Raw genomic sequence first — 25,646 nt, 5'->3', positions numbered from 1 at the left:
GCTCCTCAGGCCAGGTCGCGCAGGGCAGCGTCGAGCGTCGGGTAACGGAACGTATAACCCGCCTCGACGAGACGGCTCGGCAGCACACGCTGGCCGTCGAAAAACAACTGCGCCATTTCGCCGGCCAGGGCGCGCACCGGCGCGGCGGGAATGTGGAACCACACCGGGCGCTTGAGCACCTTGCCGACGCTTTCGGCGAACAGCGCCTGACTGACTGTTTCTGGTGCCACCAGGTTGTAGGTGCCGCTCAGGTTTTCGTCATCGAAGGCGCGGGCGATGACGGCAATCACGTCGTCGCGGTGCACCCAACTCATGATTTGCCGACCATCGCCCATCCGCCCGCCGAACCCCAGGCGAAACGGAATCAGCAACGGCAGCAACGCACCGCCCGGACCGAACACCACACCCAGGCGCATCACCACCTGGCGCACGCCCAGCTCGGTGGCGGGCAACGCCGAGGCTTCCCAGCGCGCACAGAGTTCGGCCATGAAACCATCGCCCCGGGCAGCGCTTTCATCGAGGCTCTCACTGGCATCACGCACGCCGTAGAAGCCGATGGCAGAAGCTTGAATCCACAGCGCTGGCTTGTGCCGGGCGTTGTTCAGCCAAGCCATCAATGCCTCGGTGGTATTGACCCGGCTGGCGATGAGTTGCGCCTGACGCTTGGGGCTCCAGCGTGGGCCGGCAACCGGTGCGCCCGCCAGGTTGATCACCACATCGAAGGTTTCGTCATGGCCCAGCTTGCCCAGCGAACGCAGGCAACGGGCGCGGCCATCGAACAGGTAGGCCGCCTTCAATGGATCGCGAGCCAATACGCTGACCGTGTGCCCGGCGTCGAGCAGTTGGTTGACCAGGGTTTCGCCGATAAACCCGGTGCCACCGGTGACCAACACGCGCTTGTAGCCGCCACCGGCAAACGGGTTGGCGGGCTTGCCCGCGCGTTGCATGCGCAAGGCCGCCAAGCCGTCGCGAATCCCCGAGGCCGTGACGCCGATGGCGAACAAGGTCAGCAACCAACCGCGCCAGCCCAGGTCGATCCCGCTCAGGCCGGTGGGCAAACTCGCCCACTGCGCCAGTTGCACACCGTACAACGCGAAGAAGGCACCGCCGTTGACCGCCAGCACCGTGTGCATGATGCGTTCGATGGGCGGCAGCTTGCGGCTCCGGTCTTCGACCACGAAGTCCCAGAGCGTCAGGCCGATCTCCAAGGCGAACAGCAAGGCGATGACAATCGCCCACGTGCCTTCGAAGGCCAAATGCGCAATGCCCAGGAACAGGATCCCGTAGAAGCACGAACGCAAGGCATGGATGGACAATTCCAACCGGGCACTGTGGCGATAGGGCAAGGCGACGGTGAGTTCGTGGTGATACAGGGTGTCCAGCGCACCGAGGATCGCCTGGGCAATCAACAGCGTGATGGCCCAGTCCAGCAGTGAAAAGTCAGGCATGGTTTGAATCACTCGACGCGTTGTCAGTCAGGGATATGCGGCGGTCGTGGCGATAGAGCCACAACAGCGGCGGCAATAATACGAGCAATGCGATGCTGTCTAGCCACAGGTGCGACCAGACCCGGGCCTGGGCAGAGATCAACATGTCCTGGGGCGCCCAGAGCATGATGCCAGCGATCAACCAGCCCCAAGGCATGGCGCACTTCAGACGACTGCCTATGTGCACGAGGGCAAGCATGTACAGCCCATAGCTTTGCAACGTGGCGCCGAACAAGGCCAGCCACCAGACTTGCTGCGTGCGGGCCGTCGCGGGCACCACCGCGTCGGCGCCCCAGAAAGCCTGCTCGATGTTCTGCAGATAACCGTCGAGCAAGCCCGAATGGCCGGCCCAAGTCAGCGTAACGCCGGCGAGCAGATGCATCAGGGCGGCGGCATATAACCAAACGACCAGGGCTTTGCGAAGGGTGCTGGGAGGGGTTGGCATTCCATGTCCTGAAGGCTTGCTTGAGGGCGGCCAGTCTAAAGGAAATGGACGGGGCTTTACTTGGCTAATGGGCTGGGCAGCGATAAATAAAATCCGCCGCCTGGAGCGCTTGAAACCTGCGCCCCGCACCCAAGCCGAACACAGTTGTGGCGAGGGGATTTATCCCCGCTGGGCTGCGTAGCAGCCCTAAAACCAGCCGCCTCGGTGTGTCAGGTTGTTGGTCTTCAGCCATCTGGGGGGCTGCTGCGCAGCCCAGCGGGGATAAATCCCCTCGCCACAGGTTCTGTGTACCGCTTCAGCAGAGTCCTAGGAGATTTCCTTCGAGCTGCGGCGATGTTGGTGAACTTGTCCAGCTTCGGGCCCACCGCTAGTCTGGGTTTGTCACTGAAAAAACGGTGACACGGACGTGCAAGTCCGGGTAGAAACCCAACCTATAATGCCTCCGGCCATTTATGGTGCATTCGAGTGCAAGCGGCGGGCTGATGTGCCTGTGGTGGATTGAAGACCGCCTTCGCGAGCAAGCCCGCTCCCACACTGGATCTATGTAGAACCGAAATATCGAGATCAACACCGATCAACTGTGGGAGCGGGCTTGCTCGCGAAGGCGTCAGCCCAGACAACCGGGAATGCTCAACGCTGCATCCCCCAACGCTTCACCGTCACCCGCTCCAGCGAATCAAACACCAGGTTCTCCACCAACAACCCAATCAAAATCACCACCGCCAACCCGGCAAAGACTTTGTCGGTGTACAGCTCATTACGATTCTGAAAGATGTACCAGCCCAGGCCGCCCTTGCCGCTGGTGGCACCGAACACCAGCTCAGCGGCGATCAGCGTGCGCCAGGCAAACGCCCAGCCGATTTTCAACCCGGCGAGGATCGACGGCAGCGCCGCCGGGATCAGGATGAACAGCACAAAGCGCAGCCCCTTGAGCCCATAGTTGCGCCCAGCCATGCGCAGGGTTTCGGACACACCGAGAAAACCCGCATACATGTTCAACGCCAGCGCCCACAGCACCGAATGCACCAGCACGAAAATCAGGCTGTTCTGCCCCAGGCCGAACCACAGCAGCGCCAGCGGCAACAGGGCGATGGCCGGCAACGGGTTGAACATCGACGTCAGGGTACTGAGCACATCGCGACCGAACTGGGTCGACACGGCCAGCGTGGTCAGGCCAAACGCCAAAACGATGCCCAGCAGGTAGCCCTTGATCAGCACCACCAGGGAAATCCACACCTTGCCCAGCAGCTCGCCGCTGAGTAAGCCGTCGTACAAGGCGCTGGCGGTTTGCAGGAAACCGGGCAGCAACAGGTCATTGTTCTGATAGCGCGCCACACCCTCCCAAAGCAGCGCCAGCAGCAACAGGATCAGGCTTTTGCGCAGCCAGCCCTGTTGCCAGAGGCGCTGACCCAGGGGCAACTCGCGCTCCAGCGGCACGTGGGTCAGGGGTTGCAGATCGACTTCGTATTCTTCGCGCACGGGCGATAAATGGCTCATGGAGGTTCCCCTTAGTACGCGATACGAATATCAGTGAAATCCAGCTCACGCTCGGTTTCAGGCGGCTGACCTTCATTGAACAGCAATCCATGGATCCGCCGCGCCGTATGCTGGAACCCCACGCCACCAAGGCTGTGCAAATCGTATTGATGGCTGTGGATTTCCGCGCGTACCCGCCCCGGGTGCGGAGACAGCAGCAGGATGCGATTGCCCACCACCAACGCCTCTTCGATGGAGTGAGTGACGAACAGCAAGGTAAAGCGCACCTCCTCCCAGAGCAGCAGCAATTCTTCCTGCATCTTGCGCCGGGTCAGGGCATCGAGAGCGGCGAAGGGTTCGTCCATCAAGAGGATTTTCGGCTGCATCGCCAATGCCCGGGCAATCGCGACGCGGGCCTTCATGCCACCGGACAAGGTGTGGGGATAGGCATCGGCAAACGCCGCCAGGCCGACCTTGTCCAGATAATGCAGTGCCCGTTCCTCGGCCTCGCGGCGTTTGAGGGTGTGGGACGCCAACAGCGCGAACATCACGTTCTGCTTCACGGTTTTCCACGGCGGCAGTTGATCGAATTCCTGGAACACCACGATCCGGTCCGGCCCCGGCGCACTGACGGTTTGGCCTTGCAAACGAATCTCGCCTTCACAAGGAGCGATGAAACCTCCAATGGCCTTGAGCAAGGTGGACTTGCCGCAACCGGACGGGCCGAGCAGCACAAAACGATCCGCCGGGTCGACTTCGAAACTCACTTGATGGGTGGCCCGCACCACCCGCTGCGGCGTGCGGTACTCCAGGCTGACGTTATCCACCGACAACAACGCGGTGCCGGTGGAAGTGGGGTTGCTGGCCGCGTGGCCTTGCAAACGCGCGTTCATGACGATCAGCTCCCCTGCAACGGTTTGGCGTCCTGGAAGAAATAGTCTTCCCATGACGCGGGTTTGTTCTTGATCGCGCCGACGCGGTAGAGGAATTCGGCCAGCGGGTAGGTGTTTTTCGGCGTGACAGTGAATTCGATCTGCGGGTTATCGATGATCTTCAGCAAGGTCGCCCGGTCGATCTTGGCCTTGGTCACCCGCAGGTAGGTGTCCGCCGCCGCGCCCTTGTCGTTCTGGGCGAACTCGGCCGCTTCGGTCAACGCCTCGACGAACGCCTTGTAGGTCTTCGGGTTTTCATCGCGGAATTTCTCGGTGGCGAACAGCACCGTGGGCGAGTTCGGCCCCAGCACGTCATAGGAGTTGAGCACCACGTGGACGTTGGGGTTTTGCAGCGCCTGGTCCTGGAACGGCGGGTTGGAGAAATGCCCGGTCAACTCGGTGCCACCGGCAATCAACGCCGCCGTGGCGTCCGGGTGCGGAACCGCCAGGGTGTACTTGTCGAGGCGATTGAAGTCCTTGTCGCCCCACTGCTTCGCGGCGGCGTATTGCAGGAACCGTGACTGCACCGAAACACCCACCGCCGGCACCGCGATGCGGTCCTGCTCGGTGAAGTCGGCGATGGTCTTGACCTTGGGGTTGTTGCTCAACAGGTAATAGGGAAAGTTGCCCAGGGAGGCCACGGCCTTGACGTTCTGCTTGCCACGGGTGCGGTCCCAGACCGTCAACAACGGCCCGACGCCGGCCCCGGCAATGTCGATGGAGCCCGACAGCAACGCATCGTTGACTGCCGCGCCGCCGGACAACTGGGTCCAGTCGACCTTGATGTCGATACCTTCCTGCTTGCCATGCTTCTCGATCAGTTGTTGATCGCGAACCACGTTGAGTAACAGGTAAACGATGCCGAACTGCTCGGCGATACGAATCTCGCCCTCGGCGTGGGCACTGGCGGGCGCGACCAGGCTGCCGGCCAGTAAACTGAACCCCAGGCCGACGGCGGCGGCCAGCGGTGCAAAAGCAATGCGTTTGGACATGGTGAGTCTCCGGGCTCTTTGCGCGCTGCGCAGCCGATCAGAAAGGGGCGTCGCCCTGGATGGTGGTGCGATACAGCTTGCGGCGCAGATGACTCGGGCAACCGGCGGCCAGATGGATCAGCGAACGGTTGTCCCAGAACACCAGGTCATGGGGCTGCCATTGATGGCGATAGATGTTCTGCGGCAGCACGCTGTGGGCATACAGCTCGGCCAGCAGTGCGTTGCTCTCGTCCTCCGGCAGGCCGACGATGCGGGTGGTGAAGCCTTCGCTGACGAACAACGCCTTGCGCCCGGTTTCCGGGTGGGTGCGCACGATCGGATGCACCACTTCCGCGACCTGGGCCAATTGCTCTGGGGTAAGCGTCGGGCGCCAGTTGCCTTCGAATTTGGTTTCGCTGTAGCGCGCCGTGTAGGAATGCGCCGCCGAACGGCCTTCAACCGCTTTACGCAAGGCTTCGGGCAAGCCCTCCCAGGCCTTGTGCATGTCGGCGAACAGCGTGTCACCACCTTCGCTCGGCAGCTCCTGGGCGTGGAGCATTGAGCCGAGGCTGGGCAGCTCTTTGTAGGAAAGGTCCGAATGCCAGAACTTGCCCGCATCCCCCAGGCCGATGGATTGGCCGTTTTCGATGATGTTGGAGACGATGAGGATTTCCGGATGCCCGGCCAGCAGGAACTGCTTGAGCACATGGATTTGCAGCACGCCGAAACGGCGGCTGAAGGCGATCTGTTGTTCAGGAGTGATGCGCTGGTCGCGGAACACCACAACGTGATAGTCCAGGTGCGCACGATGGATGCGGGCGAAATCCTGGTCATTGATCGGCCGGGACAGGTCCAGCCCGACGATCTCGGCGCCGACGGCATCGGGGAACGGACGGATTTCGAACGACTGCGGCGCAATGTTCGCGGCATTTGAATCTGGAGAAAAAGAGACGGCTGGCATACATCACTCCCACGCACAGCGCGCTTTACAGGCGCGTGTCGATCAAAAACTCACGGAGGTCCCGTGTCGATTTGTGTCGTGCGGCGCGCCGATTGGTCGGCAGGTACGCAGGAGGATGACTTTAAAGGTATAAGAAAGTTAATTTAAATATTAAAAATGCATAACCATATGGCAGAACCTGTGGGAGCAACTCTGATCCTGTGGCGAGGGGATTTATCCCCGCTGGGCTGCGCAGCAGCCCTAAAGCAGTTAACTCAATCTTCCTGGCACACCGCGTTGCCTGGTTTGGGGGCTGCTGCGCAGCCCAGCGGGGATAAATCCCCTCGCCACAAAGGCTTCCAAGCAAGCCAAACTCCCCAAACCATGGATCAGCAGTTTGGGGAATCAGACCTGGGTGCTAGCGCTCGTGCAACGCCTCGGACCGGGCCTTGATGATGGGCTTGAGCAGGTAGCTGAGCACGGTTTTCTTGCCGGTGATGATGTCCACCGAGGCCACCATCCCTGGGATGATCAGCAAGGGCTTTTCAGGCGTGCCCAGGTGGCTGCGTTCGGTGCGCAGCTTGATGATGTAGTAGGTGGTTTTCTTGTCTTCATCGGTGATGGTGTCGGCGCCGATCTGTTCCAGCTTGGCTTTCATCCCGCCGTAGATGGTGTAGTCGTAGGCGGTGAATTTCACCGTGGCGTCCTGGCCGGGGTGCAGGAAGGCGATGTCCTGGGGACGGATTTTCGCTTCCACCAGGATGGTGTCGTCCAGCGGCACGATTTCCACCAGGTCACTGCCGGGCTGGATCACCCCGCCGATGGTATTCACGAGCAACTTGTTGACGATACCCCGCACCGGCGATGTCACCAGGGTCCGGCTCACCCGGTCTTCCAGGGCCTTGCCGGTGGCCTGGGCCTTATTCAGATCAGTGCGGGCTTCGTTGAGCTGGGTCAGGGCTTCGCTGCGGAATTTGCCGCGAGTCTCGTCGATCTTGCGCTGCACTTCCTTGATCGCCGATTCGGCGCGGGGGATCGCCAGCGTGGTAGCGTCCAGTTGCCCACGGGTCTCGACTTCGGCGCGCTTGAGCCGCAGCACTTCCACCGGCGACACCGCGCCCTGGGCCACCAACGGCTCGGACATGTTGATTTCCTGGCGCTGCAGCGCCAGGCCGGAGCGATACTGCGCCTGCTTGGAGACGAACTCGCGCAGTTCCTGCTGGCGCTGGATCAACTGCTCCTGCAAGCCGCCGATTTCATCGTGCAACTGCTGGCGACGGCTGATGTACAGCGACTCTTCGCTGGCAGCCTGGCCCGGCACGGCCTTGAGCACATCGGCCGGGAAGTTCAGCGGCCGGTCATCGACCTCGGCACTCAGGCGTTCGACCCGCAACAGCATGGACAGACGATCAGCCTCGGTTTCGCCGACGTTGGAAACAAACCGCGTGTCATCCAGGCGAATCAGCGACGCGCCGGCGTCGACAATCTGCCCTTCCTTGACGAACAGCTCAGCGACGATGCCGCCTTCCAGGTTCTGGATCTTCTGGATCTTGGACGATGGGATCGCCTTGCCGTCGCCCTTGGTCACTTCGTCGATCTCGGCGAAATTGGCCCACAGCACCAGGAACACAAAGAAGCCGATGATGCCCCAGATCGTCAACCGCACCACCCGCGGAGCATCCTCGATCAGGGCTTTGTTGACCTCGGGCAGCGGTTGCCCGTGCAGCGAGTCGGAGCCTTTGAAATAGCGGCCCACGGCACCCTTCAAACCGGATTTAAGCAACACTGATCTGCCCCTTCTTCAACGCTTCCATGACAGCGGCTTTCGGGCCGTCGGCGAGAATCTGTCCACGGTCGATCACCAGCAGGCGATCCACCAGCGACAGCAAGGAGGCCCGGTGCGTCACCAGCAGCACGGTCTTGTTTTCCACCACGGCGGCCAGGCGCTGCTTCAAGCGTTCTTCACCGGTGTTGTCCATGGCGCTGGTGGGTTCGTCCAGCAACAGGATGGGCGGGTTGAGCAGCAGCGCGCGGGCCAGGGCGACGTTCTGGCGCTGGCCACCGGACAGGTTCTGCCCGCGCTCACCGACCTGCAGTTCATAGCCTTGCGGATGCAGCCGCGCGAACTCATGCACGCCCGCCAGCTCGGCGGCCTGGAGCACCAACTCGTCTTCGACGTAACGGGCGCCGGAGGTCAGGTTGTCTCGCAGGGTGCCGGCCAGCAACTGGATGTCCTGGGGCACATAGCCAATGTTGTAGCGCAGCTCGCTGACGTCGATCTGGCGGATGTCCACGCCGTCCACCAGCAACGCGCCGTCGTCCGGCTGGTACAGGCCCACCAGCAACTTGGCCAGGGAGCTCTTGCCCGAACCGCTGCGGCCAATGATGCCGATTTTCTCGCCCGGCTTGATCACCAGGTTGATGTTCTTCAGCGCGGCGTTCTGCTGGCCCGGGTAAGTGAAATTCAACTGACGGCATTCGACAGCACCCTGCAATACCTTGCGGCTCAGCGGACGCTCGTCGAAATTGCGTTCCTGGGGCAGCTCCATCATCTGGTCGACCGAGGTCATGGTCACCCGCGCCTGCTGGTAGCGGGTCAGCAGGCCCGACAACGAGGCCAACGGGCTGAGGGCGCGGCCGCTGAGCATGTAGCAGGCAACCAGCCCACCCATGCTCAGGTTGCCAGCGATGATCAGGTAAACGCCAAAGACGATCATGATCACGCCGGCCAGTTGCTGGATCAGCAAGGTGATGTTCATCGCCAGGCCGGAGAGCATCTTCACCCGCAGTTCGAGGCGACTGAGGGTACCGATGGTCTGTTCCCACTGGTACTGACGCTCGCTCTCGGCGTTGTTGACCTTCACTGCGTCCAGGCCGGCCAGGGTCTCGATCAGGCTGGATTGGCGTTCGGCACCCAGGGCCATGGTGCGCTCCATAGTCGCTACCAGAGGCTTCTGCAAGGCATAGCCAATCAGCAGGGCAATCGGGAACGCCAGCACCGGAATCCACACCAGGTGCCCGCCGATAATCGCGATGACCATGAAAATCAGCAGGGTGAACGGCAGGTCGATCAGGCTGGTGAGGGTCAGCGAGGCGAGGAAGTCCCGCAGGCTCTGGAACTCATGGATGTTCTGGGCAAAACTGCCGACCCGCGCCGGGCGGTACTTCATGGACATGCCGACGATGCGCTCGAACAGCGTCGCCGAGATGATCAGGTCGGTTTTCTTGCCCGCCAGGTCCAGACACAGGCTGCGCAGCATCTTGAGGATCAGGTCGAACACATAGGCGCCAGTGATACCAACGGCCAGTACCCACAGGGTCGATTCAGCCTGGTTCGGCACCACGCGGTCGTAGACGTTCATCACGAACAGTGGCGCGGCCATGGCGATGATGTTGATCAGCAAGCTGGCTGCGATGGCATCGGCGTACAGCCAGCGGGACCGTTTGAGGGTGTCACGAAACCACGAACGCGCCCGGGGAATGAGCGTGCCGTGGTTGACGTCAAATTTATGCTGCGGTTGGGCGAAGAACACCTTGCCGCTGTAGTCATCGGCCAGCAGTTCGCGGCTGATGGTCACCTCACCGCCGTCGCTTTCGCTGAGCAGCAGTCGTGCCTGGTCGTCACCGACCCAGCCCAGCAGCACGGCGCTGCGACCGTCTTTGAGCAGCAACAGCGCTGGCATGGCGATGGGTGGAATTTGCTCGAGCTTGCGTTGCAGCACCCGGCCCTGCAGACCGGCACGGGCGGCGGCACGCGACAATAATTCGACGCTCAGCCGTTGCTTGGGCAGCGGCAGGCCGGTGGTGAGCATCGCCGCGCTGGCCGGCTTCTGATGCAGCATGCAGAGCGCCAACAGACCGTCCAGCAACGGGTCGTCGTGCAGCGTGCGCGGGTCATGAACGAGTTCGACTGGACTGACTTCTGATTCCACGCTCTGCACTCTGACTGATTAAAACGGGTTGTAGACTCAATTCATCCCAGGCAACTGAACCTTGGGTTTCATGTCGTTCTGCACAACCGATGCCAACGGTGCGACCACACCCTGGCTTTTCAACAACTGCCCCATGGTTGCCTTGATCCGGTACTGGGTGAACAGCTGCACGTTTTTGATTTCCGCCAGGCGCCGGGATGCGCTGAACAGCTCGTTTTCGCTGTCGAGCAAGTCGAGCAGGGTCCGCTCGCCGAGGCTGAACTGCTTCTGGTAGGCGGTGCGCACGTTGGCGCTGCGATCCACATATTGCTGGGCGACCGGCACCTGAGCGTTGGCGTTGTTCAAGGCGTTCCAGGCCAGGCCCAGCTCTTCGTTCAACTGGCGCAGCGCGTTGTTGCGGATGTCCAGGGCCTGGTTGGACAGGTACGACTTGGACTCCAGGTCCGCCTTGTTGCTGCCGCCGGCATACAGGTTGAAACGCATGCGCAGCATGGCCTGCCATTCATTGTTGTGGCCGTTCTGGCCGTCCAGGTCGTTGTCGGCCGTGCGACCCAACTCGGCGTCGAAGCGTGGGTAGAAGCTCGACTTGGCGGCTTCGTACTGTTGCTCGGCAGCGGCGATGTCAGCTTCGGCCGAACGCAATACCGGGCTGTTTTCCAGCATCTGGGCGCGGGCTTCGGTCAGGTTGGCCGGCAACAGCGCCATAAAGTCGGCAGGACGTTCCAGTTGATCGGGCAGTTGGCCGACGGCGCTGAGGTAGTTGGTCTCGGCATCGGCCAGGTTGGTCTGTTCGGTGATCAGGTTGTTGCGGGCCTGGGCCATGCGCGCTTCGGCCTGGTCCAGGTCGGCGCCGCTGCCCACGCCACGGGAAGTGCGCAACTTGATCTGGTCGAAGATACGCTCGTGGCTCTTGAGGTTTTCCTCGGCCAAGCGCACGAACTCGCGACGGGTCAGCACGTCCAGGTAGACCTGGGCCACCGTCAACCCGGTGCGCTCGGATGCGTCCAGCAGCGAGTAGGCACGGGCATTGACGGTGGCTTGTTGACGCCCCACTTCGCTGGACGTCGCAAAACCGTCAAAAACCATTTGCGACAGACGCAGGCTCGACTCGCTGCGGTTCAGGGTTTCCCAATGATTGTTACCGCCTGAACGGGTGGTGACGCTGTCGGTGCCTTCACGGCCGTATCCGGCTGCAAGGTCCACTCTAGGCAGGTAGCCGCCCTTGGCGGCCTTGAGTTGGTAATCGGCCGCGAGGCGACTGTTCACACCGGCCTGGATTTCAGGATGGACGTCCAGCGCCTGTTGCATGGCCTGCGGCAAGGTTTGTGCTTGTACGAAACTGGCGGCGAGGGCGAAGGGTAAAGCCTTGAGCAGGTGCGAACGCATGGTTGGATTATTCCCGAAACTCTTGTCTTGAATCACAGCGAAACGTGGCGCTGCATCGGATGATGGCAACCGGAATGACCGTATGTCGGAAAGTTCAAAACAGGAGCTGGAACACGCACCGAAAGAACAGGTCGCCGCTTAAATATCAATGTGACATTACGCCAATGATTGTTTAGGATGGCTGGCATAAGGTCAATAGTTTGGCACAAACAAAATAATTGAAAAATAAGAGCCAAAATATTGACATTTGAAAGCGTCAAATAACCTTACTTTGTGAACATGAACGTCCAGACCGCTGCCGCCTACAAGCTGCCGGGTCCATGGAAGTCTACTGAGCGTGGCACCCGGAGAGTCTTCAATGAGCAGTGTTATTGCCGTTGTCAAAAGCATTGTTGGTCAGGTTTTCGTCGTATCCCCCGAGGGCATCCGGCGCGTACTCATTGAAGGTGATCGCCTGAACGTAGGCGACCAATTGGACACCGGGCCTGCTGGCGCCGTCACACTGGAATTGGCCGATGGCCGCACCCTGGACCTGGGTCGCGACACTCAGTGGAGCGCCAATGCTCCGGACTCTTCCACTGACCTGGCACAAGCCACTGCCCAGGCCGCACCGTCGGTAGAAGAACTGCAGCAAGCCATCGCCGCTGGCGTCGACCCGACGACCGCCCTGGAAGCCACCGCCGCCGGCGCCACCGCCGCGGGGACTGGTGGTGCCGCCGGTGGCGGCCACAGCTTTGTGGTGCTGGATGCCACCGCTGGCAGCGTCGACCCTACCGTTGGCTTCCCAACCGAAGGCCTCACTGCGGCTGCCGCCACCGACAACAACATTCTGGGTGGCGACACCACGGATACGACCGCCAACGCCGTGCTCAATGCAACGATGACCCTGAGCGCCACCCCGACCTTGACCGAGGCCGGTGGCGTGCTGGTGTATACCGCGACCGTCACCCAGGCGCCCCAGACCGATCTGACCGTGACCCTGTCCAACGGCTCTGTGATCGTGATTGCTGCCGGACAAACCACCGGCAGCGTCAACGTGCCGCTGGCACCGAACGACACCGTTTATAACGACGCCAACCAAATCAGCGTGACCGTCACTGGCACCACCGGCGGTACCGGCATCGCCGTGACCGTACCGACCACCCCGGCCGTGACTCAGATAACCGACACCATCGACACCACCACCGTCACCCTGACGGCGGGCAACACCGTGACCGAAGGCGGCCAGATCACCTACACCGCCACCTTGACCAACCCGGCCCAGACTCCGGTGACCGTGACCTTGAGCAACGGCTCGGTCATCACCATTGCTGCTGGCCAGACCACCGGCAGCGTTGCGGTCGATACTCCGACCAATGATGTCTACAACAACGGCAGTACGGTCAGCACCACCATCACCGGCGCAACGGGTGGCAACTTTGAGAATCTGGTACCGAGCACTGCGCCTGCTGTCACCACGATTACCGATTCGGCTGACACCACCGGCCTGACCTTGACCGCCAGCAACACCATCACCGAAGGCGGTTCGATCGTTTACACCGCGACGCTGACTAATCCGGCTCAGACTCCTGTGACCGTGACCTTGAGCAACGGCTCAGTCATCACCATCGCTGCTGGCCAGACTTCCGGGTCCGTCGACGTCGAGACGCAGGCTAATGACGTCTACAACAATGGCAGCACGGTCAACACCACCATTACGGGCGCAACCGGCGGCAACTTTGAAAATCTGGTACCGAGCACTGCGCCTGCTGTCACCACGATTACCGATTCGGCGGATACCACTGGCCTGACCCTGACCGCCAGCAACACCATCACCGAAGGCGGTTCGATTGTTTACACCGCGACGCTGACCAACCCGGCCCAAACTCCGGTCACCGTGACCTTGAGCAATGGCTCGGTCATCACCATCGCTGCGGGCCAGACTTCCGGGTCCGTCAACGTCGAGACGCCGGCTAATGACGTCTACAACAACGGCAGTACGGTCAGCACCACCATTACCGGTGCGACAGGTGGCAACTTTGAGAATCTGGTGCCGAGCACCGCACCTGCCGTTACTACGATTACCGATTCGGCCGACACCACCGGCCTGACCCTGACCGCCAGCAACACCATCACCGAAGGCGGTCAGATCACCTACACCGCGACACTGACCAACCCGGCTCAGACTCCGGTGACCGTGACCTTGAGCAATGGCGCGGTGATCAACATCGCTGCAGGCCAGACGACTGGGACCGTCAACGTCGAGACACCGGCCAATGACGTCTATAACAACGGCAGCACAGTCAGTACCACCATCACCGGTGCCACCGGCGGTAATTTCGAAAACCTGGTGCCGAGCACTGCGCCTGCGGTCACCACGATTACCGATTCGGTAGACACCACTACCGTGACGTTGACTGCTACGCCAACCGTGAATGAAAACGGCACGATCACTTATACCGCCACGCTGACCGACGCCAATGGCAACCCGGTCACGGCGCAAAATGGTCCTGTGACCGTGACATTGGACAGCGGTAAAACCATCACCATCGCGGCGGGCGCGAGCTCGGGTGTGCTGGATGTGGCTGTCGGCAACGACGTTTACCAAGGTCCGACTACCGTCACCGAAAGCATCAGTACCGCCAGTGGCGGCAACCTCGAAGCCATCGCACCAAACACGGCGCCAGTCAGCACCGTCGTCAGCGATGTCAACGACACCACCACGGTGACATTGACCGCCAATCCGACCGTAAATGAAAACGGCACCATCACTTACACCGCCACCCTGACCGGTGCCGACGGCAAACCGGTCACGGCGCAAAACGGTCCGGTGACTGTGACGTTGGAAAGCGGCAAAACCATCACCATCGCCGCCGGTGCAAGTTCGGGCGTGTTGGATGTCGCGGTCGGCAACGATGTTTACCAAGGCCCAACGACGGTTACTGAGTCGATCAAAGATGCATCCGGCGGCAACTTGGAAGCCATTGCTCCAAATACTGCGCCAGTCAGCACCGTCGTCAGCGACGTCAACGACACCACCACGGTGACATTGACCGCCAATCCGACCGTGAACGAAAACGGCACCATCACTTACACCGCCACCCTGACCGGTGCCGACGGCAAACCGGTCACGGCGCAAAACGGTCCGGTGACTGTGACGTTGGAAAGCGGCAAGACGATCACCATCGCCGCGGGCGCAAGCACTGGTGTGTTGGATGTAGCCGTCGGCAACGACGTTTACCAAGGTCCAACGACGGTTACTGAGTCGATCAAAGATGCATCCGGCGGCAACTTGGAAGCTATCGCTCCTAACACCGCTCCGGTTAGCACCGTCGTCAGCGACGTCAACGACACCACCACGGTGACATTGACCGCCAATCCGACCGTGAACGAAAACGGCACCATCACCTACACCGCCACCCTGACCGGTGCCGACGGCAAACCGGTCACCGCGCAAAACGGTCCGGTGACCGTCACCCTGGAAAGCGGCAAGACCATCACCATCGCCGCCGGTGCAAGTTCGGGTGTGTTGGATGTAGCCGTCGGCAACGACGTTTACCAAGGTCCAACCACCGTGACCGAGTCGATTGCCTCGGCATCGGGCGGTAACCTGGAAGCCATTGCTCCAAACACTGCACCAGTCAGCACCGTCGTTAGCGATGTCAATGACACCACCACGGTGACATTGACCGCCGATCCGACCGTAAATGAAAACGGCACGATTACCTACACCGCGACGCTGACCGATGCCAATGGCAATCCGGTCACCGCGCAAAACGGTCCGGTGACCGTCACCCTGGAAAGCGGCAAGACCATCACCATCGCCGCCGGTGCAAGTTCGGGTGTGTTGGATGTAGCCGTCGGCAACGATGTGTACCAAGGTCCAACTACCGTCACCGAAAGCATCAGTACCGCCACTGGCGGCAACCTGGAAGCCATCGCTCCCAACACCGCCCCGGTCAGCACCGTGGTCAGCGATGTCAATGACACCACCACGGTGACATTGACCGCCGATCCGACCGTAAATGAAAACGGCACGATTACCTACACCGCGACACTGACCGATGCCAATGGCAATCCGGTCACCGCGCAAAACGGTCCGGTGACCGTCACCCTGGAAAGCGGCAAGACCATCACCATCGCCGCCGGTGCAAGTTCGGGTGTGTTGGATGTAGCCGTCGGCAACGATGTGTACCAAGGTCCAACTACCGTCACCGAAAGCATCAGTACCGCCACTGGCGGCAACCTGGAAGCCATCGCTCCCAACACCGCCCCGGTCAGCACCGTGGTCAGCGATGTCAATGACACCACCACGGTGACATTGACTGCCAATCCGACCGTGAACGAAAACGGCACCATCACCTACACCGCGACCTTGACCGATGCCAACGGCAACCCGGTTACGGCGCAAAACGGTCCGGTGACCGTCACCCTGGAAAGCGGCAAGACCATCACCATCGCCGCCGGTGCAAGTTCGGGCGTGTTGGATGTAGCCGTCGGCAACGACGTGTACCAAGGTCCGACTACCGTCACCGAAAGCATCAGTACCGCCACTGGCGGCAACCTGGAAGCCATCGCTCCCAACACCGCCCCGGTCAGCACCGTGGTCAGCGATGTCAACGACACCACCACTGTGACGCTGTCTGCTACACCGACCGTGAACGAAAACGGCACCATCACTTACACCGCGACCCTGACCGATGCCGACGGCAAACCGGTCACGGCGCAGAACGGTCCGGTGACCGTGACCTTGGACAGCGGCAAGACGATCACCATCGCCGCCGGTGCAAGTTCGGGTGTGTTGGATGTAGCCGTCGGCAACGATGTGTACCAAGGTCCAACGACGGTTACTGAGTCGATCAAAGATGCATCCGGCGGCAACTTGGAAGCTATTGCTCCAAATACTGCGCCAGTCAGCACCGTCGTCAGCGATGTCAACGACACCACCACCGTGACGTTGACCGCTACGCCGACCGTGAATGAAAACGGCACCATCACCTACACCGCCACCCTGACCGGTGCTGACGGCAAACCCGTCATTGCGCAAAATGGTCCAGTCACCGTCACCCTGGACAGCGGCAAAACCATCACCATCGCCGCCGGTGCAAGTTCGGGTGTGTTGGATGTAGCCGTCGGCAACGATGTGTACCAAGGTCCAACGACAGTTACCGAGTCGATCAAAGATGCATCCGGTGGCAATTTGGAAGCCATTGCTCCAAATACTGCGCCAGTCAGCACCATCGTTAGCGATGTCAACGACACCACCACGGTGACATTGACCGCCAATCCGACCGTGAACGAAAACGGCACCATTACTTACACCGCCACCCTGACCGGTGCCGACGGCAAACCCGTCACCGCGCAAAATGGTCCAGTCACCGTTACCCTGGACAGCGGCAAGACCATCACCATCGCAGCAGGTGCGAGCTCGGGCGTGCTGGACGTGGCCGTTGGCAACGACGTGTACCAAGGTCCAACCACCGTGACCGAGTCGATTGCCTCGGCATCGGGCGGTAACCTGGAAGCTATCGCTCCAAACACTGCGCCAGTCAGCACCGTCGTCAGCGATGTCAACGACACCACCACGGTGACGTTGACCGCTACGCCGACCGTGAATGAAAACGGCACCATCACTTACACCGCGACCCTGACCGGTGCCGACGGCAAACCCGTCATTGCGCAAAATGGTCCAGTCACCGTTACCCTGGACAGCGGCAAAACCATCACCATCGCCGCCGGTGCAAGTTCGGGCGTGTTGGATGTCGCGGTCGGCAACGACGTGTACCAAGGTCCGACTACCGTCACCGAAAGCATCAGTACCGCCACTGGCGGCAACCTCGAAGCTATCGCTCCTAACACCGCTCCGGTCAGCACCATCGTTAGCGACGTCAACGACACCACCACGGTGACATTGACCGCCAATCCGACCGTGAACGAAAACGGCACCATCACTTACACCGCGACCCTGACCGGTGCCGACGGCAAACCGGTCATTGCGCAAAATGGTCCAGTCACCGTTACCCTGGACAGCGGCAAAACCATCACCATCGCTGCGGGTGCAAGCTCGGGCGTGTTGGATGTAGCCGTCGGCAACGATGTGTACCAAGGTCCAACGACGGTTACTGAGTCGATCAAAGATGCATCCGGCGGCAACTTGGAAGCTATCGCTCCTAACACCGCTCCGGTTAGCACCGTCGTCAGCGACGTCAACGACACCACCACGGTGACATTGACCGCCAATCCGACCGTGAACGAAAACGGCACCATCACTTACACCGCGACCCTGACCGGTGCCGACGGCAAACCGGTCATTGCGCAAAATGGTCCAGTCACCGTTACCCTGGACAGCGGCAAAACCATCACCATCGCTGCGGGTGCAAGCTCGGGCGTGCTCGATGTCGCGGTCGGCAACGACGTTTACCAAGGTCCAACCACCGTGACCGAGTCGATTGCCTCGGCATCGGGCGGTAACCTGGAAGCTATCGCTCCTAACACCGCTCCGGTTAGCACCGTCGTCAGCGACGTCAACGACACCACCACCGTGACGTTGACCGCTACGCCGACCGTGAATGAAAACGGCACCATCACCTACACCGCCACCCTGACCGGTGCCGACGGCAAACCGGTCACGGCGCAAAACGGTCCGGTGACTGTGACGTTGGACAGCGGCAAGACGATCACCATCGCCGCCGGTGCAAGTTCGGGTGTGTTGGATGTAGCCGTCGGCAACGATGTGTACCAAGGTCCAACCACCGTGACCGAGTCGATTGCCTCGGCATCGGGCGGTAACCTGGAAGCTATCGCTCCAAACACTGCGCCAGTCAGCACCGTCGTCAGCGATGTCAACGACACCACCACGGTGACATTGACCGCCAATCCGACCGTGAATGAAAACGGCACCATCACTTACACCGCGACCCTGACCGGTGCCGACGGCAAACCCGTCATTGCGCAAAATGGTCCAGTGACCGTTACCCTGGACAGCGGCAAAACCATCACCATCGCAGCAGGTGCGAGCTCGGGTGTGTTGGATGTCGCGGTCGGCAACGATGTGTACCAAGGTCCAACCACCGTGACCGAGTCGATTGCCTCGGCATCGGGCGGTAACCTGGAAGCTATCGCTCCAAACACTGCGCCAGTCAGCACCGTCGTCAGCGACGTCAACGACACCACCACCGTGACCTTGACCGCCACGCCAACCGTAAATGAAAACGGCACCATCACTTACACCGCCACCCTGACCGGTGCCGACGGCAAACCGGTCATTGCGCAAAATGGCCCAGTCACCGTTACCCTGGACAGCGGCAAAACCATCACCATCGCTGCGGGTGCGAGCTCGGGCGTGTTGGACGTAGCCGTTGGCAACGACGTGTACCAAGGTCCAACGACGGTTACTGAGTCGATCAAAGATGCATCCGGCGGCAACTTGGAAGCTATTGCTCCAAATACTGCGCCAGTCAGCACCATCGTTAGCGACGTCAACGACACCACCACGGTGACATTGACCGCCAATCCGACCGTGAACGAAAACGGCACCATCACTTACACCGCGACCCTGACCGGTGCCGACGGCAAACCGGTCACGGCGCAGAACGGTCCGGTGACCGTGACCTTGGACAGCGGCAAGACGATCACCATCGCCGCTGGCGCAAGTTCCGGCGTGTTGGACGTGGCCGTTGGCAACGACGTTTACCAAGGTCCGACTACCGTCACCGAAAGCATCAGTACCGCCAGTGGCGGCAACCTCGAAGCCATCGCACCAAACACGGCGCCAGTCAGCACCGTCGTCAGCGATGTCAACGACACCACCACGGTGACATTGACCGCCAATCCGACCGTGAACGAAAACGGCACCATCACTTACACCGCCACCCTGACCGGTGCCGACGGCAAACCCGTCATTGCGCAAAACGGTCCAGTGACCGTGACGTTGGAAAGCGGCAAAACCATCACCATCGCCGCCGGTGCAAGTTCGGGTGTGTTGGATGTAGCCGTCGGCAACGACGTTTACCAAGGTCCAACCACCGTGACCGAGTCGATTGCCTCGGCATCGGGCGGCAACCTGGAAGCTATTGCTCCTAACACCGCTCCGGTCAGCACCGTCGTTAGCGATGTCAACGACACCACCACGGTGACATTGACCGCCAATCCGACCGTGAACGAAAACGGCACCATCACTTACACCGCCACCCTGACCGGTGCCGACGGCAAACCCGTCATTGCGCAAAATGGTCCGGTGACCGTGACGTTGGAAAGCGGCAAGACCATCACCATCGCCGCCGGTGCAAGTTCCGGCGTGTTGGACGTGGCCGTTGGCAACGACGTTTACCAAGGTCCGACTACCGTCACCGAAAGCATCAGTACCGCCACTGGCGGCAACCTCGAAGCTATCGCTCCTAACACTGCGCCAGTCAGCACCGTCGTCAGCGATGTCAATGACACCACCACCGTGACCTTGACCGCCAATCCGACCGTGAACGAAAACGGCACCATCACTTACACCGCCACCCTGACCGGTGCCGACGGCAAACCCGTCATTGCGCAAAACGGTCCAGTGACCGTGACGTTGGAAAGCGGCAAAACCATCACCATCGCCGCCGGTGCAAGTTCGGGTGTGTTGGATGTAGCCGTCGGCAACGATGTGTACCAAGGTCCAACGACGGTTACTGAGTCGATCAAAGATGCATCCGGCGGCAACCTGGAAGCTATTGCTCCTAACACCGCTCCGGTCAGCACCATCGTCAGCGACGTCAACGACACCACCACCGTGACGCTGACCGCCAATCCGACCGTGAACGAAAACGGCACCATCACTTACACCGCCACCCTGACCGGTGCCGACGGCAAACCCGTCATTGCGCAAAACGGTCCAGTGACCGTGACGTTGGAAAGCGGCAAAACCATCACCATCGCCGCCGGTGCAAGTTCGGGTGTGTTGGATGTAGCCGTCGGCAACGACGTTTACCAAGGTCCAACCACCGTGACCGAGTCGATTGCCTCGGCATCGGGCGGCAACCTGGAAGCTATTGCTCCTAACACCGCTCCGGTCAGCACCGTCGTTAGCGATGTCAACGACACCACCACGGTGACATTGACCGCCAATCCGACCGTGAACGAAAACGGCACCATCACTTACACCGCCACCCTGACCGGTGCCGACGGCAAACCCGTCATTGCGCAAAATGGTCCGGTGACCGTGACGTTGGAAAGCGGCAAGACCATCACCATCGCCGCCGGTGCAAGTTCCGGCGTGTTGGACGTGGCCGTTGGCAACGACGTTTACCAAGGTCCGACTACCGTCACTGAAAGCATCAGTACCGCCAGTGGCGGCAACCTCGAAGCCATCGCACCAAACACGGCGCCAGTCAGCACCGTCGTCAGCGATGTCAACGACACCACCACGGTGACATTGACCGCCAATCCGACCGTGAACGAAAACGGCACCATTACTTACACCGCCACCCTGACCGGTGCCGACGGCAAACCCGTCATTGCGCAAAATGGTCCAGTCACCGTCACCCTGGAAAGCGGCAAGACCATCACCATCGCCGCCGGTGCAAGTTCGGGCGTGCTCGATGTCGCTGTGGGTAACGATGTTTACCAAGGCCCAACGACGGTTACTGAGTCGATCAAAGATGCATCCGGCGGCAACTTGGAAGCCATTGCTCCAAATACTGCGCCAGTCAGCACCATCGTTAGCGATGTCAACGACACCACCACGGTAACGCTGACCGCTACGCCAACCGTAAATGAAAACGGCACCATCACTTACACCGCCACCCTGACCGGTGCCGACGGCAAACCCGTCATTGCGCAAAATGGTCCAGTCACCGTTACCCTGGACAGCGGCAAGACCATCACCATCGCTGCGGGTGCGAGCTCGGGCGTGTTGGACGTAGCCGTTGGAAACGACGTGTACCAAGGTCCAACGACGGTTACTGAGTCGATCAAAGATGCATCCGGCGGCAACTTGGAAGCTATCGCTCCTAACACCGCTCCGGTTAGCACCGTCGTCAGCGACGTCAACGACACCACCACGGTGACATTGACCGCCAATCCGACCGTGAACGAAAACGGCACCATCACTTACACCGCGACCCTGACCGGTGCCGACGGCAAACCCGTCACCGCGCAAAACGGTCCGGTGACCGTGACGTTGGAAAGCGGCAAAACCATCACCATCGCTGCGGGCGCAAGCTCGGGCGTGTTGGATGTGGCCGTCGGCAACGATGTCTACACCGGTGCACCGTCCATCACCGAGACGATCAAATCGGCCTCCGGCGGCAACCTCGAAGCCATCGCGGTCGATAAGACCGGCGCGTCGACGGCCGTGGGCGACACCGTCGACAACACCACCGTCAGCATCACCGGCAGCACGTCGGTCACCGAAGGCCAGGCGGCCACATACACCGTCAGCCTGACGAACCCTGCACAAACCGAGGTGACACTCAAGATCGTCTACAGCGGCACCGCCGCCGACGGCACGGACTTCACCGGTGTCTACACCGTGAAGATCCCGGCCAACGCCACCAGTACGACCTTCAATGTGGCGACGCTGGACGACAAGATCTCCGAAGGCACTGAAAACTTCGTGGTCAAGATCGACTCGGCCACCGGTGGCAACTTCGAGCACCTGGCGGTCAGCGGTACCAACGGCAGCGTCAGCACCTCGATCATCGACAACGATGCGCCGCCTGTACTCGACCTGGACGCCAACAACTCCAGCGGCAAGACCGGTGCCGATTACCAGGTGACGTTCACCGAAGGCACCACTGGCCCCGGCGTGTCCATCGCCGACACGGACCTGAAAATCACCGACCCGGACAGCACCATGCTGACCGGCGCCACCATCGTGCTGACCAACCGTCAGCCTGGCGATGCGCTGAACCTGGGCAACAGCGTCAATGGCATCAGCATCAACGCCAACAGCACGGACGGCAAGGTCGTGCTGACGCTGACGGGCAATGCGACGCTGGCCGACTACATGCAGCAGATCAAGAACATCAGCTTCATCAACAACAGCGAAGACCCGAGCACCGTACCGCGCATCATCACCGTGACGGTGACCGATGGCGCGAGCTACTCCAACACCGCAACCACCACTGTGAACGTGGTCGGGGTCAACGATGCGCCAGTGGCCACCGGTGGCGCGGTGACCGGTACCGAAGACACTTCGCTGGTCCTCGGCTGGTCGACCTTCGGCATCAGCGATGTGGACAGCGCCGCCGCCAGCCAGGGTGTAAAAATCACCGGGCTGCCGAGCGACGGCAAGTTGCAGTACCTGGACGGCGCCACCTGGAAGGACGTGGCCAACAACCAGACCTTCACCAAGGCTGACATCGACGCTGGCAAGCTGCGCTTTACCCCCGATGCCAACGAATCTGGTGCCAACGGCAACCCGGCTGGCGTGGGCGATCAAAAGGCCGATTACGCGCAAATCAGCTTCCAGCCAACCGACGGTCAGGCGTTGGGCAATACCAGTACCGTGAAGATCGACATCACGCCGGTCGCCGACGCACCGACCCTCAACGTGGCCGGCAACAACGTGACCTCCACCGGCCTGATCAAGGAAGTCTGGACCGGCCTGTCGGGCCTGGGCACCGATGGCAGCGGCGCGGCCTCCGGCACGCTCAAGTCAGTGATCGATGCCGCCGGCACGCCGAACAGCAGCACCAACGTGACCAACGTGCAGTCCGACAGCAACGTCAACGCCGGTACGGCATCGAAAACCTCTGGCCTGATCTTCCTCGAAGCCGGCAAGACCTACACCTTCAGCGGCACGGGCGATGACAGCCTGCTGGTCACCATCGGCGGCAAAACCGTGGCGGCAACGACCTGGGGCGCTGGCGGCCAGTTGAACGGTTCGTTCACGCCGACCACCAGCGGCTACTACACCCTGGACATCTACCACCACAACCAGAGCGGCCCGGGCAGCTATGACGTGAACCTGTCGATCAACGGCAGCACACCGGTCGACCTGAACGGTGCCGGCGTGCCGCTGTACACCGGCGTGACCGACCTGGTGAACGCTGGCGTGACCGTCTCCGACCTGCACGGCACCAACGGTGAAGGCTACTACGACGGCTACAAGCTCAACGAAGGCGCCGAAGGCACCAGCGTGAACCTGTCGAAGATCACCACCGCCCTGACCGACACCGACGGCTCCGAAAGCCTGAGCGTGAAGATCGGTGGTATTCCAGAAGGCAGCGTGCTGAGCGACGGCGCGGGCCATACCGCGACCGTGGGCAGCAACGGCGAAGCCTCGGTCACCGGCTGGAACCTGGGCAGCCTGACCCTGACCCCACCGACCTACTACAACGGCCACTTCAACCTGACCGTGACCTCGACCTCCACCGAAGCCCTCGGCGGCTCGGCGGTGAGCACAGCGCAGATCCCGGTCACGGTGTACCCGGCGACCTACAACGCCGTCACCGCCACGTCTGGCAGCGACAACGTCACCGGTACCGACGGCAACGACGTGGTGGTCGCTGACATCGGTGGGCTGACCGTGGTACCAGGCACCAACTACAACATCGCCTTCATGGTCGACAGCTCCGGCAGCATGAGCGACGCGTCCCTCACCGCGGCCAAAAACTCGCTGACCTCGGTGTTCAACACCCTCAAGCAGAGCCTGGGTGGCAACTCCGGGACCGTGAACATCTTCCTGGCAGACTTCGACAGCCAGGTGAACAAGTCTATCTCGGTCAACCTTAACGATCCGGACGCATTGACCCAGCTCAAAGGCGTGCTCGACTCGATGGCCTCCGGTGGCGGCACCAACTACGAAGACGTGTTCAAGACCACGGCGAACTTCTTTAAAAGTACCGAAGCCATGGGCAATACCGGTGCGAAGAACCTGACGTATTTCATTACCGACGGTAAACCGACCTACTACCAGACCGGTGAGCAGACCAACCCGACCTTGTACGACAACGTCAAACTCGATGACGTACTGCGTGCCTCCAATTACACCGTCGGCAAGTACTACACCCAGACGATCGACAGCACGCACAAGTACACCATCTACGAAAACGGTGAGATGTACCTGTCGACCAAAAACGGCAAAAAATGGACCGACAGCTATGTCGGCACCGTACATGCCGAGGGTAATGGCACCTTTGAATTGTCGAACCAGGGCGGCACCGGTTATGGCGAATACTGGAACTACCTGGATTCGGCAGCGGGCTCGACCGACAGCTTCACGCTATTGAAAGGCCTGAGCACGGTGGAAGCCATCGGCCTGAACAACGACGTGACCCTGACCGACCTCAAGCCCTACGACTCGGATTCAACACCGCAGACCAACATCGACCCGAACAACCTGGCCAACTCAATCATCGGCCACACCGAAGCGACCCTGCCGGGTTCCGACACGGTCAACGGCGGTGAAGGCAACGACATCCTGTTCGGCGACCTGGTGAGCTTCAACGGCATTGCCGGCGAGGGTTACCAGGCCATCCAGGCGTTCGTGGCCCAGCAGAGCGGCGTGGACGTCAGCAAGGTCACCACCAGCAACGTGCACCAGTACATCACCGAACACTACACCGCGTTCGATGTGTCCGGTGCCCACGATGGCAATGACACCCTGCTGGGCGGCGCCGGCAACGACATCATTTTCGGCCAGGGTGGCAGCGACACGCTCAACGGTGGCAAGGGCAATGACATCCTGCTGGGTGGCACGGGTAACGACACACTGATCGGTGGTCAGGGCAATGACACCCTGATCGGTGGCCTGGGAGGCGATACCTTTGTCTGGAAATCCGGCGACACCGGCACTGACGTGATCAAGGACTTCAAGGCCAGCGAGGGCGACCGGATCGACCTGCGAGATCTGCTGCAGGGCGAAACCGGAAGCACCATCGACCACTTCCTGAAAATCAGCACGGTCGATGGCGTGTCCTCGCTGCAGGTCAGCACCACCGGCCAGTTCAACGCGACCAATGGCGCAGCGGCCACACCGGATGTGACGATCAAGCTCGAAGGCAACAACTGGTCGAACATCAACCTGAACACGTTGATCGCCGGCAGCGACCCGACCATCAAGGTCGATCACAACAACAGCTGAACCTGACACAAACCCGTGGCGAGGGAGCTTGCT

10 protein-coding genes are annotated in these 25,646 nt (G+C 60.9%); 1 reads left to right on the top strand and 9 read right to left on the bottom strand.

Annotation, left to right across the window (positions count from 1 at the left end):
- Positions 1-5 precede the first annotated feature (5 nt).
- From PBDP_RS01245 to PBDP_RS01205, 9 genes are all read right to left on the bottom strand, one after another.
- Positions 6-1,448: a TIGR01777 family oxidoreductase gene (locus tag PBDP_RS01245; protein WP_109751859.1), complete on the bottom strand. Its 1,443-nt coding sequence runs from the start codon at positions 1,446-1,448 to the stop codon at positions 6-8.
- Positions 1,441-1,932 carry a cell division protein gene (locus PBDP_RS01240; protein WP_178082459.1) on the bottom strand — a complete coding sequence of 164 codons (492 nt, stop codon included), beginning with the start codon at positions 1,930-1,932 and terminating at the stop codon, positions 1,441-1,443. The genes PBDP_RS01245 and PBDP_RS01240 overlap by 8 nt, the downstream gene beginning before the upstream one ends.
- 630 nt (positions 1,933-2,562) lie before the next feature.
- Complete coding sequence (locus PBDP_RS01235) at positions 2,563-3,429, bottom strand: ABC transporter permease (protein WP_109751857.1); 867 nt, start codon at positions 3,427-3,429, stop codon at positions 2,563-2,565.
- Positions 3,430-3,440: 11 nt separating this feature from the next.
- Positions 3,441-4,301, bottom strand: coding sequence for an ABC transporter ATP-binding protein (locus PBDP_RS01230; RefSeq protein WP_212801714.1), 861 nt, complete (start codon positions 4,299-4,301; stop codon positions 3,441-3,443).
- A 5-nt stretch (positions 4,302-4,306) separates the two neighbouring features.
- The gene (locus PBDP_RS01225; protein WP_109751855.1) at positions 4,307-5,332 is read right to left on the bottom strand and encodes an ABC transporter substrate-binding protein; all 1,026 of its coding nucleotides are present in this window, start codon (positions 5,330-5,332) and stop codon (positions 4,307-4,309) included.
- 37 nt (positions 5,333-5,369) lie between these two features.
- Entirely contained in the window at positions 5,370-6,272 is a 903-nt protein-coding gene (locus tag PBDP_RS01220) for a TauD/TfdA dioxygenase family protein (RefSeq protein WP_163855814.1), read from the bottom strand.
- A gap of 397 nt (positions 6,273-6,669) precedes the next feature.
- Positions 6,670-8,037 carry an HlyD family type I secretion periplasmic adaptor subunit gene (locus PBDP_RS01215; protein ID WP_109751853.1) on the bottom strand — a complete coding sequence of 456 codons (1,368 nt, stop codon included), beginning with the start codon at positions 8,035-8,037 and terminating at the stop codon, positions 6,670-6,672.
- On the bottom strand, positions 8,027-10,183 hold the full coding sequence (locus tag PBDP_RS01210) for a type I secretion system permease/ATPase (RefSeq protein WP_109752337.1): 2,157 nt from the start codon (positions 10,181-10,183) through the stop codon (positions 8,027-8,029). Before PBDP_RS01210 ends, PBDP_RS01215 begins: the two co-directional genes overlap by 11 nt.
- Before the next feature lie 36 nt (positions 10,184-10,219).
- The gene (locus PBDP_RS01205) at positions 10,220-11,569 is read right to left on the bottom strand and encodes a TolC family outer membrane protein (protein WP_109751852.1); all 1,350 of its coding nucleotides are present in this window, start codon (positions 11,567-11,569) and stop codon (positions 10,220-10,222) included.
- 358 nt (positions 11,570-11,927) lie between these two features.
- Here PBDP_RS01205 and PBDP_RS01200 point away from each other — a divergent pair, with 358 nt between their 5' ends.
- Positions 11,928-25,613, top strand: a complete 13,686-nt coding sequence (locus PBDP_RS01200; protein WP_212801713.1) for an immunoglobulin-like domain-containing protein — start codon at positions 11,928-11,930, stop codon at positions 25,611-25,613.
- Positions 25,614-25,646: the final 33 nt, after the last annotated feature.

The organism is Pseudomonas sp. St290 (assembly GCF_018325805.1).
GTDB classification, from domain to species: domain Bacteria; phylum Pseudomonadota; class Gammaproteobacteria; order Pseudomonadales; family Pseudomonadaceae; genus Aquipseudomonas; species Aquipseudomonas bijieensis.
Note: the sequence above shows the minus strand (reverse complement) of the source record. Positions and strands in the feature narration are given on the sequence as shown.